This window comes from Pseudomonas sp. JDS28PS106 (genome assembly GCF_036706555.1).
GTDB lineage: Bacteria > Pseudomonadota > Gammaproteobacteria > Pseudomonadales > Pseudomonadaceae > Aquipseudomonas.
Genome location: NZ_JBAJGT010000001.1, coordinates 350,963 through 366,227, shown reverse-complemented (window position 1 = coordinate 366,227; position 15,265 = coordinate 350,963). Strand labels below are relative to the sequence as shown.

Annotated in this window: 13 protein-coding genes; 5 read left to right on the top strand and 8 right to left on the bottom strand. The window is 64.2% G+C overall.

The window, feature by feature from the left end:
• Positions 1-6: 6 nt before the first annotated feature.
• Both TRP66_RS01570 and TRP66_RS01565 read right to left on the bottom strand, forming a co-directional pair.
• A complete protein-coding gene (locus TRP66_RS01570; RefSeq protein ID WP_333399561.1) occupies positions 7-546 on the bottom strand; it encodes a hypothetical protein in 540 nt (179 codons plus the stop codon).
• A gap of 332 nt (positions 547-878) precedes the next feature.
• Positions 879-1,796, bottom strand: coding sequence for a bifunctional helix-turn-helix transcriptional regulator/GNAT family N-acetyltransferase (locus tag TRP66_RS01565; RefSeq protein WP_333399560.1), 918 nt, complete (start codon positions 1,794-1,796; stop codon positions 879-881).
• A 200-nt stretch (positions 1,797-1,996) separates the two neighbouring features.
• Here TRP66_RS01565 and TRP66_RS01560 point away from each other — a divergent pair, with 200 nt between their 5' ends.
• The 5 genes from TRP66_RS01560 (at position 1,997) to TRP66_RS01540 (ending at position 8,233) form a co-directional block, all read left to right on the top strand.
• On the top strand, positions 1,997-3,430 hold the full coding sequence (locus TRP66_RS01560) for an alginate export family protein (protein ID WP_333399559.1): 1,434 nt from the start codon (positions 1,997-1,999) through the stop codon (positions 3,428-3,430).
• A 213-nt stretch (positions 3,431-3,643) separates the two neighbouring features.
• Complete coding sequence (locus TRP66_RS01555; protein ID WP_333399558.1) at positions 3,644-5,002, top strand: spinster family MFS transporter; 1,359 nt, start codon at positions 3,644-3,646, stop codon at positions 5,000-5,002.
• A 60-nt stretch (positions 5,003-5,062) separates the two neighbouring features.
• Entirely contained in the window at positions 5,063-6,037 is a 975-nt protein-coding gene (locus TRP66_RS01550; RefSeq protein WP_333399557.1) for an AraC family transcriptional regulator, read from the top strand.
• 94 nt (positions 6,038-6,131) lie between these two features.
• Positions 6,132-7,241, top strand: coding sequence for an NAD/NADP-dependent octopine/nopaline dehydrogenase family protein (locus tag TRP66_RS01545; RefSeq protein WP_333399556.1), 1,110 nt, complete (start codon positions 6,132-6,134; stop codon positions 7,239-7,241).
• A complete protein-coding gene (locus TRP66_RS01540) occupies positions 7,238-8,233 on the top strand; it encodes a 3-hydroxybutyryl-CoA dehydrogenase (protein WP_333399555.1) in 996 nt (331 codons plus the stop codon). The genes TRP66_RS01545 and TRP66_RS01540 overlap by 4 nt, the downstream gene beginning before the upstream one ends.
• A 173-nt stretch (positions 8,234-8,406) precedes the next feature.
• Here TRP66_RS01540 and TRP66_RS01535 read toward each other — a convergent pair whose 3' ends face one another.
• The 6 genes from TRP66_RS01535 to TRP66_RS01510 form a co-directional block, all read right to left on the bottom strand.
• Positions 8,407-9,171, bottom strand: a complete 765-nt coding sequence (locus TRP66_RS01535) for a class II aldolase/adducin family protein (RefSeq protein WP_333399554.1) — start codon at positions 9,169-9,171, stop codon at positions 8,407-8,409.
• 12 nt (positions 9,172-9,183) lie between these two features.
• On the bottom strand, positions 9,184-10,176 hold the full coding sequence (locus TRP66_RS01530) for a ketopantoate reductase family protein (RefSeq protein WP_333399553.1): 993 nt from the start codon (positions 10,174-10,176) through the stop codon (positions 9,184-9,186).
• Positions 10,177-10,187: 11 nt separating this feature from the next.
• The gene (locus TRP66_RS01525; RefSeq protein ID WP_333399552.1) at positions 10,188-10,949 is read right to left on the bottom strand and encodes an ABC transporter ATP-binding protein; all 762 of its coding nucleotides are present in this window, start codon (positions 10,947-10,949) and stop codon (positions 10,188-10,190) included.
• A gap of 4 nt (positions 10,950-10,953) precedes the next feature.
• The gene (locus TRP66_RS01520; RefSeq protein ID WP_333399551.1) at positions 10,954-12,756 is read right to left on the bottom strand and encodes a branched-chain amino acid ABC transporter ATP-binding protein/permease; all 1,803 of its coding nucleotides are present in this window, start codon (positions 12,754-12,756) and stop codon (positions 10,954-10,956) included.
• Positions 12,753-13,790, bottom strand: coding sequence for a branched-chain amino acid ABC transporter permease (locus TRP66_RS01515; RefSeq protein ID WP_333399550.1), 1,038 nt, complete (start codon positions 13,788-13,790; stop codon positions 12,753-12,755). The genes TRP66_RS01520 and TRP66_RS01515 overlap by 4 nt, the downstream gene beginning before the upstream one ends.
• Before the next feature lie 136 nt (positions 13,791-13,926).
• Positions 13,927-15,078, bottom strand: a complete 1,152-nt coding sequence (locus TRP66_RS01510) for an ABC transporter substrate-binding protein (RefSeq protein ID WP_333399549.1) — start codon at positions 15,076-15,078, stop codon at positions 13,927-13,929.
• Positions 15,079-15,265 lie beyond the last annotated feature (187 nt).

Here is a 15,265-nt window from a genome sequence, read left to right as displayed (position 1 = left end):
GCCGTCTCAGGCCCGGCAGCGCCGCGCTATCGCGCGCAACATACGCCGGCGGATCAACCCGCTGACGGGGCGGATCAGGTACCAGTAGGGCCTGAACCGCCCCAAGGCCTCGGCGTCCAGACAGTGCACGCGGGTCTCGGTGGTGATTCGGGTCAACCCCGACGGCAGCAGTTCGCAGACGAAACTTACTCCCAGCTTTACCGTGCCCGGCTCGTTGAATTGCCCGAAGCCATCGGCATCCGCAATACGCGCCTGTCCGAAGTCGGTTTGCCAAAGCTTGCCGGCCAGCCCGTAAACGACCTCCCGGTCGCCATCGCGAGCGATCAGGGTGAAGTTGTCCATGCCGAACGCCGCCGGTCGCAGGCCGCCGCGACGCAGTAGGCGCATGGGCAGTTCGCGGATACCGATGGCGTAACGGAACAGGCTGTCGTGTTCCGGCCGCCAGGCAAGCACTTCGCGCATCGCCCGGGAAGGTTCGACCGGGATATCCACGGAGTGCGTTTCGCTGAACTGGTGGAGGGGAAGGTGCAGGTCCATCAGACGCATGCTGGGGCGGTTTCCTGTGTTGTAGGAGTCAAGGTGTAACTGTATATAAATACAGCCCTGACATCCATCCTTGACCGCCGGCCACGCAGGAGTGGTATTCACAAATCCTGTAGGAGAGGATTCATCCGCGGAAAGGCGAAGAAATCTCCGGAGATGTGTTGCCTGACCTGGCGCATCGCGGATGAATCCGCTCCTACAGGGTCTGCGAAACGCTGCTGCCCTCATATCTTCGTAGGAGCGGATTCATCCGCGATCTGCCGCCGAGCGGCAGCGGGAAAACGACGCGGTGCATCAAGCGCGGCGTGGCTTCGATTATCGCGTTCCTCGGCCGGTTACAAATCCCGCGCCCAGGTCTGGCCAGTCAGTTTCTTGCCGAAAAGCTGCACCTGTTCTTCTTCCACCAGGCTGAAGCCCGCTTTTTCATACAGCGCACGGGCGCCGGTGAGGACGCTGGTGGTCCAGAGGACGATTCGCGTGTAGCCGGCCTGCCGTGCGAAGTGCAACGCTTCTTCGACCAGCCGCTTGCCGATGCCCAGGCCGCGGACGTTCGCGTCGACGTACAGCATGCGCAGTTTCGCGGTGGTTTGATCCTGGCGTACCACGAAGACTGAGCCTGCGACCCGGCCATCTTTTTCCGCGATCCAGCAACGGTCGCCGGTGGGATCGAAGCCCCGCAGGTAGCTCGCGGCCAGCTCCGCGGCCATGGCTTCGAACTCGCTGTTCCAGCCGTATTCGCGCGCATAGAGTTCCGCCTGCTGCTGGACCACCAGCCCCATGTCTCCGGGGCGAGGATCGCGCAGCAGATACGAGGGGCTGGCGTCGCCCAGCAGTGCCCGGATGCGGTCCATCGCCTGCACCAGTTGTTCCTGGCCGGACTCCGGCATTTCCCGCAGCAGTTCCATGACTTCGTCCCGCGCACCTTGTTCGAGATCGCTCAGGACCGCGCGACCCTGGTCGGTCAGTTCGAGCACCACGGCGCGGGCGTCACGTGTCGAGCGGGTCCGGCTGATGAGGCCCTTGCTTTCGAACCCGCTGACGATTCTGCTCAGGTAACCCGCGTCCAGCCCGAGCATTGCGCGCAGGTCAGCGCTGGTCAGCTCCTTGCCGGCACCCAGTTCGTAAAGTATCCGGCTTTCGGTCAGCGACAACTCAGCACGGGCCAGATGTTCACGCAGGGCGCCGATCCTGCGGGTGTAGGACCGATTGAAACGGCGTACCGCTTCGGCCCGCTCCAGAAGTACAGATGACATAAGGATTTCCGTTTGTTTGCTCTAGGCAATTATATGTTTGCCTTAAGCATATATGTCAACGCGGCCCTCGTGGCATTCGATGAAAACGCGAACAGAGCGGTTATCTGCGCAATCAGGGAGCAGCATGCGCAATTGGGGAGGCCGGTCCGCTTGCGGCTGGGTAGGTTCGATGGCGACTACCCTCGGCAACGGACAGGCTTATGTATCGACCATTGATGCTGTACCGCTTCCTCTGTATGGGCGCGCTTTGTAGCTGGAGCATCTGGTCGCATGCGGCCGATCAGCCGCCTCGCGCGCAGGCAGCAAGCGGGCCGCTGGAGCAGGCCCGTCCGACCCGCCCCGGTCCGCCGCGCTGGATCGAGGACTACCGGTTTCTCGATGACCCGAGCCGGCGCACGGATGCGTTCGACGGGTTGCGTTTCAACCGGCTCTCCGAGTCGGCGTGGCTGCAGATCGGCGGTGATCTGCGTTATCGCTATGACGTCAACGAGCGGCCGTTCTTCGGTCTGCGCGGCCTGCGCGACGATAGCTATCTGCAACAGCGGGCGATGCTGCATGCCGATCTGCATCTGTTCGACGATGCGTTGCGCACCTTCGTGCAACTCGCCAATACCCGTAGCTGGGGCAAGGATCTGACCGCGCCCACCGACGAAAGCCGCACCGATGTGCAGCAGGCGTTCATCGACGGCAACCTGAACACCGACAGCGGTCGCCTGACGTTGCGGGCGGGGCGGCAGGAACTGTACTTCGGCAACATGGCGCTGGTAACGGTGCGCGATATTCCCAACATTCGCCGCTCGTTCGACGGCTTCAAGCTGGCCTGGAGCGGCCGCGACGGGCGCCGCCTCGATCTGTTCGCCGCGCGGCCGGTGGCGCTGGACGCCGAAGGCTCGTTCAACGATGGCACCGATAACAACCAGCGATTCTTCGGCGCCTATGGCACGCTGCCGATCACTTCTGCGCTCAGCGTCGATCTCTACGCGCTGGGGTTGCAGACCGAGCAACGCAGCCTGGCGGGGCTTGCGGGGCAGGAGGATCGCTACAGTGTCGGCGCCCGGCTGTTCGGCGCCAGTGGCGGATTCGACTGGACCTGGGATCTGGTCGGTCAGTTCGGCGACCTGGACGGGCAAGACATCCGGGCCTGGGGCGTTTCCAGCGACAGCGGCTATCGTTTCGCCGACGCCTGGGACACACGGCTCGGGATGCGCATCGATGCGGCGAGCGGCGACCGTGATCCCGGTGACGGCAAGCTGCAGACCTTCGATCCGCTGTATCCCAACAATGGCTGGTATGGCGAGATCGGCCTGACCACGCTTTCCAACATCATCCTGGCCGGCCCGACCCTGAGCCTCGCGCCGACTCCGTCGCTGCGTCTGGAGCCTGGGGTGTTCGCGGTGTGGCGCGAATCCACCGACGACGCCATCTACACACCCGGCATGGTGCCGGTGCCGGGTTCGCAAAACGTCGATGAGCGCTACACCGGAACTATCTACCGAGTGAACCTGCGCTGGAAAGTGACCACCAACATCACCCTTGACGGTGACTACAACTATTACGATGTCGGCTCCGCGATCCGCGAGGTCGGCGGCACTGATGCGCAGTTTGTGTCGGTACGCACCACGTTTCGGTTTTAAGCGGTCCTGAAACCGCCGCACGCCTGTCCAACATAACAACAAGAGGTCGACCGCCATGCCTGATTGCTCTGCATGCTCCATTCTCACGCCTGCGCCTTGCAGGCTCCTGCCGCAACACGCCCGGCTCGCCCTTTGCTTGCGCTTAGCGCCGGCAAGCAAGCGTGAACCGAATTCTGCCGGTTGCCCGGCCGTCGTCATCAGGAGCCCGCGTCAATGAACTCGCCCGTCAAGGATTCACTCCTTCAGCAACAGCGCAAGAGCTACGTGTATGAGTGGTATGTGGTTGGCCTGTGCATGGTCGCCTACATCTTCTCCTTCGTGGATCGCCAGATCCTGGCGTTGATGATCGAACCCATCAAGGCCGACCTGCACCTGAGCGACACCCAGTTCAGCCTGCTGCATGGTCTGGCGTTTTCGCTGTTCTACGCTTTCATGGGCATGCCGATCGCCTATCTCGCGGACCGCTTTTCGCGGCCCAGGATCATCGCCGTCGGCGTGGTGTTCTGGAGCATCGCGACCGCCGCTTGTGGCCTGAGCAAGAATTTCCTGCACATGTTTCTCGCCCGGATCGGGGTGGGCGTCGGCGAGGCTGCGCTGTCGCCCTCGGCCTATTCGATGTTCAGCGACATGTTCCCCAAAGAGAAGCTGGGGCGCGCGGTGGGCATTTATTCCATCGGCTCCTTTATCGGTGGCGGCCTGGCGTTTCTGGTGGGCGGGTATGTGATCGCGCTGCTCAAGGACACCACGGCGTTCGAGCTGCCGATTCTCGGCTCGCTCAAGGCCTGGCAGCTGGCGTTCTTCATCGTCGGTTTGCCGGGCATTCTGGTCGGCGTGCTGATCTGGCTGACCGTGCGCGACCCGCAGCGCAGGGGTTTGCAAACCGATGCCAGCGGTCGCGCCAAGCAGGTGCGCTGGAACGATGGCATCGGCTTTCTGAAGCGCCACCGCGCAACCTTCACCTGTCACTACCTGGGGTTTTCGTTCTACGCGATGGCGCTGTTCTGCATGATGAGCTGGAGCCCGGCGCTGTACATCCGCAAGTTCGGGCTGACTCCGGTCGAGGCCGGCTACATGCTCGGCACTGTCCTGCTGCTTGCCAACACCGCCGGTGTGCTGTTCGGCGGCTGGCTGACCGACTATCTGGCGCGGCGCGGCCGCAGTGACGCGGCGATGCGCACCGGGGTGATCGGCGCGCTGGGCATGCTGGTGCCGGCGGTGGCGTTTTCCCAGGTGGACCAACTGTGGCTGTCAGTGACGCTGCTGGTGCCGGCGATGTTCTTCGCATCTTTCCCGATGCCGGCTTCCACAGCTGCCATGCAGATCCTGGCGCCCAATCAGGTACGCGCCCAGGTCTCGGCGGTGTTTCTGTTGATCAGCAACCTGCTGGGGCTGGGGTTGGGCACCACGCTGGTCGCGCTGCTCACCGACCGGGTGTTCATGTCGCCGGCGGCGGTGGGCAACTCCATGGCGGTGGTGATCGCCGGCGCTTCGCTTCTGGCACTGCTGTTGCTTTACAAAGGCTGCGCCTGCTTCCGTTCGAGCCTCGAACGGGAGCGACCACGACTGGGCTGAACGGCCGGTCGACAGCAGCGGCGCCCCGATGTGGCGCGGGGCACCTGGGGGAGGGACTCAATGCTCAACGATATCCACCTGTTGGAACGGCACCGTTTGCTGTGCTCGGCCGATTACGCCGAGATCAAGGAACAGGTGAGCCGTTACCTTTGCCCTCACCGGTTCGAGATTCTGTGTGATACGCCGGTGCACACGCACCTCAACGGGGTGTTCTTCGGCGCCTGCGCGCTGCTCGATCTGCGTTATGAGGCGCCGGTCGAGATCAGCGTGGGCGATATCGCCGACCATTATCTGTTTCGCATCACCCTGCAAGGGCACTGCGAAGTCGCCCACGGTCCGCGCCAGGCAGCCATGCAGTCCGGGTGCCTGAGCGTCTCGTCGCCGTTCGCGTCGAGCCGGATCAGGACCGACGGCAATTGCCGCAACCTGATCCTGCGCCTGGAGCGCGAAGCGCTGGAAACCCAGTTGCAACGCCTGCTGGGACGCAGCTTGCGTACACCTTTGATCTTCGACGTCAGTGTCGACCAGTCCAGCAGCGGGGTGGCCGGGCTGTTCCACACCCTCGATTACATCTGCCGCCTGTATGACGGCAGTCTTCAGGCTTCGGTGCTGGGCGGCAGCCTGTCCGACTATCTGATTCAGCTGGTGCTGACCCAGTTACCCCATAACAGCTCCGACGAGCTGCTGGGCCTGGGCCGCCGCGCGCTGCCGCGTCACGTCAAGCGTGCCCGGGACTACATCGACGAGCACCTGCACGAGCCCATCAGCCTGGCGACCCTCAGCGATCTGTCGGGGGTGTCGGTGCGCACATTGCAGAACGGCTTCAACCAGTTTCTGCAACAGACGCCGGTGGAATACATGCGCGACCGGCGCCTGGCGGTGATCCACGAAACGCTGCAACGCGGTGCGCCGGGCGACACCGTCACCGATGTCTTGCTACGACATGGCATCAACAGCTTCGGCCATTTTTCCAGCGCCTATCGCCAGCGCTACGGCTGCCTGCCGTCCGAGACCCTGCGGCGGCGCAGTCACTGATCGGTTGCGCAATCGGTAACCCGTTTGCGCGATCCGGAGCGTCATGGCTCGCCGGCGGGACTAGCATCGAGCCTCCCAGTAAAGGAGTGAACCGATGAAAATTGCAGTGCTTGGTGGTGGACACGGCTGTTATGCGGCCGCCGTTGAAATGGCGGAAAACGGGCATTCGACCTGCCTGTGGCGTCGCGATGCCCATGCGCTGGGCGAGTTGCTCGCCATTGGCGCCCTGACGGTCAAGGATTACCGGGGCACCCGGACGCTGTCGCTCGGCAAACCGGACGACAGGCTGCAATTGAGCGTGGATCTGGCGCAGGCACTGGACGGCGCGCAACTGGTGGTGATCCCGCTGCCGTCCACGACCCACGAAGAACTCGCCCGCGAAGTCGCGCCCCTGCTGCGTGACGGCCAGGTGGTGTTTCTGCCGCCGGGTACCTTCGGCTCGCTGGTGTTCGCCAAGGCCATGCTCGATGCCGGCAACTGCGCGCGGGTGGCCTTTGCCGAAACCGGAACCCTGCCGTACCTGGTGCGCAAGCATGGCCCGGCAGATCTGGTGATCAGCGCCTATGCCACCCGGCTCCCCACCGGCGTTTACCCCGCGGCGCTGGCCGATCAGGCGTTCGAGGTCTTGCGCGCGGCCTATCCAAGCGTCGAGCCGATCCAAGACGCGCTGAGCGGCGCGCTGATGAACGCCGGCCCCATCATCCATCCGCCGCTGATCATGATGAACGCGGGTCCGCTCGAACACTTCGATAAATGGGACATTCATCACGAAGGCACCCAGCCTTCGATTCGCCGGGTCACCAGCCGGCTGGACGCCGAACGCATGGCGGTGCGCGAAGCGCTGGGTTATGGGGCGCCGCATTTCCCGCTGGCCGACCACTACAACACCACCGAAGGCGATGAATGGATGTACGGCCGTGGCGCCCACGGCAAGCTGACCGACAGCGGTGACTGGCGTGAGGACATCGACCTGCAACGCCATCGTTACATGCTGGAGGACACCCGCCTGGGCTTGTCCTTCCTGGTGTCCGTGGGACGCTGGGCCGGGGTGCCGACACCGGTCGCCCACGGCCTGTTGTCCATTGCCTCGGCCGTCGCCGAGCGGGATCTTTATGCCGAGGGCCGCACCCTGGAAAACCTCGGGCTGGCGGATCTGGATTCAGAACAGATGCAGCGCCTGCTGCGCGAGGGGCTGGCCGCATGACAGAGCTGCTACGGAGCGTGGGAGTGGTGGGAGCCGGTCGCATGGGCGAGGGCATTGCCCTGTCGTTCGCCTATGCCGGCGTGCCGGTGGTGCTGCTGGACGTCAAGGCACGTCCAGCCAACGAGCGCCAAGCCTATTTTCAGAGCGTGCGGGATAACCTGCGGCGCGAGTTGCAGATGCTGGTGCGTCTGGAGCTGTTGCAGGACAGTCAGGCGGAAGACGTTCTGGACCTGATTGTGGTTGGCGCCAAGGATCAGCTGACCACGCCACTGGCCGCCTGTCAGCTGGTGTTCGAAGCGGTGCCCGAGGTGGCGTCGGTCAAGCGGGAAACCTTTGCCTGGATGGGTGCACAAGTCGCTCCCGATGCGATCATCGCCTCGACGACCTCGACTTTTCTGGTCACCGAGCTGGCGGAAATGGTGCAAGGCCCCGGTCGCTTCGTCAACGCCCACTGGCTAAACCCGGCGCACCTGATGCCGCTGGTGGAGATCAGCCGCAGTGAAAACACCGACGACGCGGTAGTGGAACGCCTGCTGTCGCTGCTCAAACAGATCGGCAAGGTACCGGTGGTGTGTAACGCCAGCGCCGGTTTCATCGTGCCCCGCATCCAGGCGTTGGCGATGAACGAGGCTGCGCGCATGGTCGAGGAGGGCGTCGCCAGCGCTGAAGATATCGATACGGCGGTGCGGGTCGGCTTCGGTTTGCGTTTTTCGGTGCTGGGACTGCTGGAGTTCATCGACTGGGGCGGCGGCGACATTCTGTACTACGCCTCCCGCTATCTGGGCGACGCCCTGGACCCGCGCTTCCATTCGCCGCAGGTCATCTCCGACAACATGCACGGTGGGCGCAACGGCCTGCGCGACGGCGTGGGTTTCTACGATTATCAGGGCGTCGACCTGCAAGCCTACAAACTGCGCCGCCTGGGTGATTTGGTGCGCAAACTGGAATTGTCGGGGCTGACGCCAATCTTCGAAAGCGCCCTTCGCGGATGAATCCGCTCCTACGGGCCGGCATTCCAGCCGTCGCTTGCACGAACGGGTTTTTGTAGGAGCGGATTTATCCGCGATCTGCGGCGAAGCGGCGGCAAAGAGGACGCTGCGGAATCCAAGGCATTGCGCGGCGTCATTGATCGCCAGCAAGCTGGCTCCTACGGGTGAGGGGGGCTTCACGCCGGTCCGCGTTCAGCCTGCATCTTGCGCACCATGGCGTCGAAGAATTTGGTGGCGAAGCCGCTTTCGCGGATCAGCATCTCGGTGAGGTTGGCGCATTTCTCGGCGATGCCTTCGTCGAGGAGGTGATCTTCCCCGCCCAGGGCACCGGCCGCGCACTGGTTTTCGGCGGCGCGCTGGACCGTCCAGAGCAGGAAGAACGCCTTTTCGATGCTGCTTTCGCCAACCGCGATGCCATGGTTGCGCAGTACCAGCACGTGCTTGTCGCCCAGGCTTTCGATCATGCGTGTTTTCTCGTCATCGAAGAGGGTAATGCCCTCGAACGCGTGATAGCCGACGCGGCCATAGAGTTGGGCACCGTAGAAATCGTCATGGCCGAAGCCGCGCTTTTTCTGGGCGACCGCCGAGATCGGCGTGGTGTGGGTATGGATCAGGCACTGGATGTCGTCCCGCGCGCCGTGCACCGCACTGTGCAGGGCGAAGCCGGCCGGGTTGCCGTCGTAAGGGGATTCTTCGAGCTTCTTGCCGTGCAGGTCGACCTTGAGCAGATTCGCCGGGGTGACTTCCGTATAGTTCAGGCCGAACGGGTTGACCAGGTAATGGTGGGCCGGGCCGGGCAGGCGGGCGGAAATGTGGTTGAAGATGGTTTCCGTCCAGCCGAAGTAGTCGACCAGGTGATAGCAGTGGGCAAGCTTGACGCGCAGCGCCCATTCTTCGTCGCTGCAGTGGGCGGGCTTGGTGTGTTTGGTCATGGCGTTCATGGGGGCCTCTTTTCAGTGTGCAAGTGCCTGGGCGCCGCGAAAGCGCGCCAGGGTCAGAATGTCGCGTGTGGTGGGCATGTTCAGGCCTTGGTAGCCGGCCAGCTCGATCACCGCGTCGCCGATGGCGGCCAGCTCCAGCGGTCGGCCTTGTTCGAAATCCTGAAGCATGGACGTACGCACCTGGCCCATGCCGGCGCCCAGTTCCATGAAGGTCTGCGGGTCGAACTGGATGCGCGCGCCATAGGCGGCCGCGGTCAGAAGGGTTTCCTGAACGATCTTGATGACCACCTCTTTCAGCTCGCCGGTGCCGTACAGCTGTGCGAGGGTGGCGCCGGTGACCACCGACAGCGGGTTGGAAGAAAGATTGGCGATGATCTTGGTCCACAGCTGATCGCGAATGCGCTCGCTGGCCCGGGCTTCGATGCCGGCGCGCTCGATCAGCGCGCGCACGCGTTCCAGTCGCTCGCTGAGACGTCCGTCCGGTTCACCGAGAATCATCAGGTGCGGATTGACCGAGCGTGCCACGCCCGGCATTTCGGTTTCGGCCGTGATGAACACCACGCAGCCCAGCACTTTGTCCAGATCGAGCGCTGTGCTCAGCACCCGGCCGGGATCGACCGCTTCCACATGGCGTTCGGCGAAGCGGCCTTCGACGCCATGGAAGTACCACCAGGGAACGCCGTTGACCACCGGCACGACCACGGTTTCGGGACCGATCAGCGGCTGGAGCGTGGGCAACAGCGTCGCCAGCGCGGGCGCCTTGGTGCAGATGAATACCAGATCCTGTTCGCCGAGCGTCGCGCAGTCGTCGCTGGCGTTCACTGTGCAGCGATGCTCGCCGTCCAGGTCGTGCAGGCATACGCCATCGCGACGCAGTGCCGCGAGCGTCTCGCCACGGGCGAGCATGCTGACCGGCTGTCCGCTGGCGCCGACGCGCGCCGCCAGGGTGCAGCCAATCGCGCCGGCGCCCGCGATACAGACGCGGTAGGGAGATGAAGACGCCATGATGTTCTCCTTCAACTGGCGAGCATTTCCTGATGTTTGCTGGCAAGGCCCAGGTAGGCTTCGATGACCCGCGAGTCGTCGGCCAGTTCGGCAGCCGGACCCTGCATGGCGATCTGGCCGGTCTCCAGCACGTAGGCATAATCGGCGACGCGCAGCGCGGCCCGGGCGTTCTGCTCCACCAGCAGGATGGACACGCCCTGGCGGCGCAGGTCGGCAATGATCCGGAAAATCTCGCGGGTGATCAGCGGCGCCAGGCCAAGGCTCGGCTCGTCGAGCATAAGCAGTTTGGGTTTGGCCATCAGCGCCCGGCCGACGGCCAGCATCTGCCGTTCGCCGCCGGACAGGGTCGACGATTCCTGGGTGCGACGCTCCAGCAGGCGCGGGAACAGGCCGTAGACTTCCTCAAGCGTCTGGCCGAGCTGCCTGTCGCCCTTGCGGTAACGCATGAAACCGCCCAGCAGCAGGTTGTCTTCGACACTCATGCTGGAAAACAGCTCGCGCTTTTCCGGCACCAGCCCCAGCCCGCGGCCGACCAGTACCTCGACTTCCGGAACCGCTTCCAGCGTCCCGTCGAATCGCACCTGACCTCTGGAGCCCAGTACGCCCATGATTGCCGACAGCAACGTGGTCTTGCCGGCGCCGTTGGGGCCGATCACGGTCACGATCTGGCCTTCGCCCACGGTCAGGCTGGCGTTGCTCAAGGCCTCGACCTTGCCGTAGGCCACGCTCAGGTCTTTGACTTCGAGCAGGGTGTTTTTCGGTTGATTGCGCATGGGTTCACTCCGCTCCGCCAAGGTAGGCTTCCAGTACCGCCGGGTCTTGCTGGACGGCATCGGGCAGGCCCTCGGCGATCTTCTGGCCGAACTCCATCACCGTGACCCGATCCACCAGGCCCATGACGAAGTCCATGTCGTGTTCCACCAGCAGGATCGCCATGCCTTCGCCGCGCAATTTGCGCAGCAGGTCGGCCAGCGCCTCTTTTTCCTTGTGGCGCAGGCCGGCAGCCGGTTCGTCGAGCAGCAGCAGGCAGGGATCGGCGCACAAGGCGCGAGCGATTTCCAGGATGCGTTGCTGGCCCAGTGCCAGAGAGCCGGCTTCTTCATACAGATAGTCGCCGAGCCCGACGCGCTCCAGCTGCCGCCGCGCTTCGCGCAGCAGGTCGGCTTCCTCGTCTCGGTCCAGACGCAGCAGGGCTGGCACGATGCCTTGGCTGCCGCGCAGATGCGCGCCGATGGCGACGTTCTCCAGAACGCTCATGGTCGGCAGCAGTTTGACGTGCTGGAACGTACGGCTCATGCCCATGCGGGCGACCTGCCGGGACGGTAGGCCGTTGATCTTCTCGCCCATGAAGATCACATCGCCTTCGCTGGGCGCGGTCACCCCGGAAAGCTGGTTGAACATGGTGCTCTTGCCGGCACCGTTGGGACCGATCAGGGCCAGGATCTCCCCGGCATTCAGCGTCATGTTCATCTTGCTGTTGGCCACCAGCCCGCCGAAGCGCTTGGTCACGTTGCGGGCTTCGAGAATGCGTTCGCCGCCGCGCGGCAGGTCGCGCCGGGACAGGCCGCTGGGCCGATCGTCGGCTCGCGGCGCGTTGCCGTTCTGACGCCAGCTGGCCGGGGTGAGCCGCACCAGCAGCGGCCACAGTCCGCCCGGCGCGCGTTGCATCAGCAGCACCACGAGCAGGCCGAAGACGATGGTTTCGTAGTTGCCCTGACTGCCCATCAGCATCGGCAGCCAGTCCTGCAACCACTGTTTGAGCAGAGTCAGGATGCCCGAGCCGAGCAGCGCGCCCCAGACGCTGCCGACGCCGCCGATCAGGGCCATGAACAGATAATCGATGCCCATATGCAGGCCGAACGGCGTGGGGTTGACGAAGCGCTGGGTGTGCGCGTACAGCCAGCCCGAAACCGCGGCAAACAACGCCGAGATCAGGAACACCACCAGCTTGGCGCGGAAGGTATTGACGCCCATGGACTCGGCCATGACCTGGCCGCCCTTGAGGGCGCGGATCGCCCGGCCTTCGCGGGAGTCAAGCAGGTTGCGGGTGACCAGGATCGCCACCAGCAGCACCGCCCAGATCAGGTAATAGATCTTGTCGCCCTTGTCCAGCGCGAGGCCGAACAGCGAGATATAGGGCAGGTCGGTGATGCCGGTCTGGCCGCCCAGCCCGTCGACGGTGCCGAACAGGTAGTACAGCGAGATGCCCCAGGCGATGGTGCCCAGCGGCAAATAGTGGCCGGACAGCCTCAGGGTCAGGGCGCCCAGCAGCAGCGCCACGCAGGCAGTAAGGGCAATGCCGACCAGCAGCGACAGCCAGGGCGAACCCGCGGTCCAGGCCAGCCACGCCGGCAATTGCTCGGTGGTGGTCAGGTACGCGCTGGTGTAGGCACCCAGACCGACGAACGCGGCCTGGCCGAAGCTGGTCATGCCACCGACGCCCGTCAGCAGAACCAGACCCAGCACCACCAGGGTGTAGAGCCCGATGTAATTGAGCAGCGTGACCTGAAAAGTCGGCAGCAGCAGCGGCGCCAGCGCAACGACAACGATAAGCAGCGCAACGAGAAGACGCGGTTTCATTCATCTTCCTCCACATGTCGGCTGGTCAGCGAGCGCCACAGCAGGAACGGGATGATCAGGGTGAACACGATGATTTCCTTGTAGTTGCTGGCCCAGAACATCGAGAAGGCTTCTACCAGTCCGACCGCCAGGGCACCGAGCGCGGCGACTGGATAGCTGATCAGGCCGCCGATGATGGCGCCGACGAAGCCTTTGAGGCTGATGACGAAGCCGGAATCGAAATAAAGCGTGGTGATCGGTGCGATGAGAATGCCGGACAGTGTGCCGATGAAGGCGGCCAGGGCGAATGTCGCCTTGCCCGCCAGCGTCGGCGAAATGCCCATCAGTCGCGCGCCCATGCGATTCACGGCCGTGGCCCGCAGGGCCTTGCCGTACAGGCTGCGCTCGAAGAACAGGAACAGCCCGACGATCAGCGCCAGGGACACTGCGATGACCCACAGCGTCTGGCTGTTGAGCATGACCGGTCCCAGTTCCAGGCCCGCTTCGGAGAACGGCCGGGTACGCGCGCCTTCCGGCCCGAACAGCAGCAGGCCGATGCCGACCATCGCCACGTGCACGGCAATCGAGACGATCAGCAGCACCAGCGAATGGGCGCCCGCCACCGGCTGGAAAAATAGCCGGTACATCTGCGGGCCCATGGGCACCAGCAGCGCCAGGGTCAGCAAGGTCTGGAGCGATACGCCAAGCTCGGCCAGAGGGAGCGTCTGCACCAGCGCCAGCATGATCACGGCATAGACCAGCTTGACCGGTGTCCATTTCGGCAGCCGAAAGCGCTGGCCCGAACGCGCGGCTGCGAACAGATCCAGCGCACAGTCGATCAGGGTCAGGGCCAGCAGCAGCCACACCAGACGGGTGGCCTGACCCGCCTGCAAGGCGGCCATGGTCAGGGCGCCGAAGGTGACGAATTCGCCCAGCGGGATGAGCAGGATCCGGGTCACGGTAAACACGAGCAGAATGGAAAGCGCCAGCAGCGCATAGATGGCGCCGTTGGTCACGCCATCCTGGCCCAGCAGCATGGCTATCTGAAAGTTCATTGCAAGGCATCCCTCAACGGCCGGCGTCGCCGGCGGCACACGGTAGGCTTGCGGTCCGCAAAGGCCGCTCGCTCTGGCGGCCCCGACCGCCGCGCCACGCATCGCGCCCGGCGGCCGGAACCTGTGGTTATGGCGCTTACGGTTGTTCGAGCAACGCCCACTGGCCGTTCTTGACGGTGATCAGCTCACGACCGCGCACATCGAAGCCGCTGTGGTCCTGCGGGCTCATGTTGTAGACGCCCTGAGTGCCGGCCAGCTCGTGGGACTGCTCCAGCGCATCGCGCAGTGCCGCGCGGAACTCGGCGGTGCCGGGCTGGGCTTTCTGGCTCGCCAGCGGGATGGCTTTTTCCAGCAACAGCCCGGCGTCATAGACGTTGGCGCCGAAGGTGGCCGGCTCCTTGCCGTTGAGGCGGGTGTAGTCGTCGATATATTTGCGCGCGACGGCCTTGGAAGGATGGCTGTCGGGCACCTGGTCGATCACCAGCATCAGGCTGGCGGCCAGGATGGTGCCGTTGACCTTGTTGGCGCCCAGTTGCAGAAATGCTGGCAGCGCGGCGCCGTGAGTCTGGTACATCTGGCCCTTGTAACCCTGGTTGAACAGGGTGGTCTGAGGCATCACCGCCGAACTGCCCGGCGCGGCGACCAGCACGGCGTCGGGTTTTGCCATCAGGATCTTCAGGCCCTGGCCGGTGGTGGAGGTGTCCTGCCGCTGGAAGCGCTCGTTGGCGACGATCTTGATGCCGTTCTTCGCCGCCAGCTCGGTCATGACCTTGCTCCAGTTCTCGCCGTACGGGTCGGCGGTGCCGATCAGACCCAGGGTCTTCTTGCCGGTCTTGACCATGTGCTCGATCAGCGCCTGGGCGATCAGGTCATCGTTCTGGGTGGTCTTGAACACCCATTTCTTCTGATCGGTCATCGGCAGCACCACAGCGGCGGTGCCCACCGGCGCGAGCATCGGCGTGCCGGACTCGGCGGCGAACTGAATCACGCCCATGGCATTGGGCGAACCGCTCGGGCCGATGATTGCGTCGACGCGCTCTTCGTCGATCAGCTTCTTGAACGCTTTGACCGAAGCAGTCGGATCGCTGCCGTCGTCCAGCGAGATATAGGTGATGTCCTGGTCGCCGATCTTCTTGGGCATCAACGCCACGCTTTCCTTCTGCGGGATGCCGACCAGTGCGATGGGGCCGGTGGAGGAGGTGATCACGCCGATCTTCACCTCGGCATGGGCCATGGATGCGCAGATCGCACTCAGCAGCAGGGTGGACAGAGCTTTCTTGAACCGCATGTCTTTCTCCATTGGCAAGGCTGCAACGGGCCTGTAACGGCCTTCTCGTGGGGCGGATGACCGCCGGTGGCTCGACACGCCGCGCAGGGCGAGACAGCGAAGCGGAAATTGCAGATTGCATGCCAGCGATTGCGGCGCACCAGGATCGCGCCGGGCACCGGACGTCGTTTGTGCTGTGTCGCGAGGA

Coding starts and splice junctions, on each gene's coding strand:
- TRP66_RS01570 (WP_333399561.1), bottom strand. CDS start 546: ATGCGTCTGATGGACCTGCACCTTCCCCTCCACCAGTTCAGCGAAACG.
- TRP66_RS01565 (WP_333399560.1), bottom strand. CDS start 1,796: ATGTCATCTGTACTTCTGGAGCGGGCCGAAGCGGTACGCCGTTTCAAT.
- TRP66_RS01560 (WP_333399559.1), top strand. CDS start 1,997: ATGTATCGACCATTGATGCTGTACCGCTTCCTCTGTATGGGCGCGCTT.
- TRP66_RS01555 (WP_333399558.1), top strand. CDS start 3,644: ATGAACTCGCCCGTCAAGGATTCACTCCTTCAGCAACAGCGCAAGAGC.
- TRP66_RS01550 (WP_333399557.1), top strand. CDS start 5,063: ATGCTCAACGATATCCACCTGTTGGAACGGCACCGTTTGCTGTGCTCG.
- TRP66_RS01545 (WP_333399556.1), top strand. CDS start 6,132: ATGAAAATTGCAGTGCTTGGTGGTGGACACGGCTGTTATGCGGCCGCC.
- TRP66_RS01540 (WP_333399555.1), top strand. CDS start 7,238: ATGACAGAGCTGCTACGGAGCGTGGGAGTGGTGGGAGCCGGTCGCATG.
- TRP66_RS01535 (WP_333399554.1), bottom strand. CDS start 9,171: ATGAACGCCATGACCAAACACACCAAGCCCGCCCACTGCAGCGACGAA.
- TRP66_RS01530 (WP_333399553.1), bottom strand. CDS start 10,176: ATGGCGTCTTCATCTCCCTACCGCGTCTGTATCGCGGGCGCCGGCGCG.
- TRP66_RS01525 (WP_333399552.1), bottom strand. CDS start 10,949: ATGCGCAATCAACCGAAAAACACCCTGCTCGAAGTCAAAGACCTGAGC.
- TRP66_RS01520 (WP_333399551.1), bottom strand. CDS start 12,756: ATGAAACCGCGTCTTCTCGTTGCGCTGCTTATCGTTGTCGTTGCGCTG.
- TRP66_RS01515 (WP_333399550.1), bottom strand. CDS start 13,790: ATGAACTTTCAGATAGCCATGCTGCTGGGCCAGGATGGCGTGACCAAC.
- TRP66_RS01510 (WP_333399549.1), bottom strand. CDS start 15,078: ATGCGGTTCAAGAAAGCTCTGTCCACCCTGCTGCTGAGTGCGATCTGC.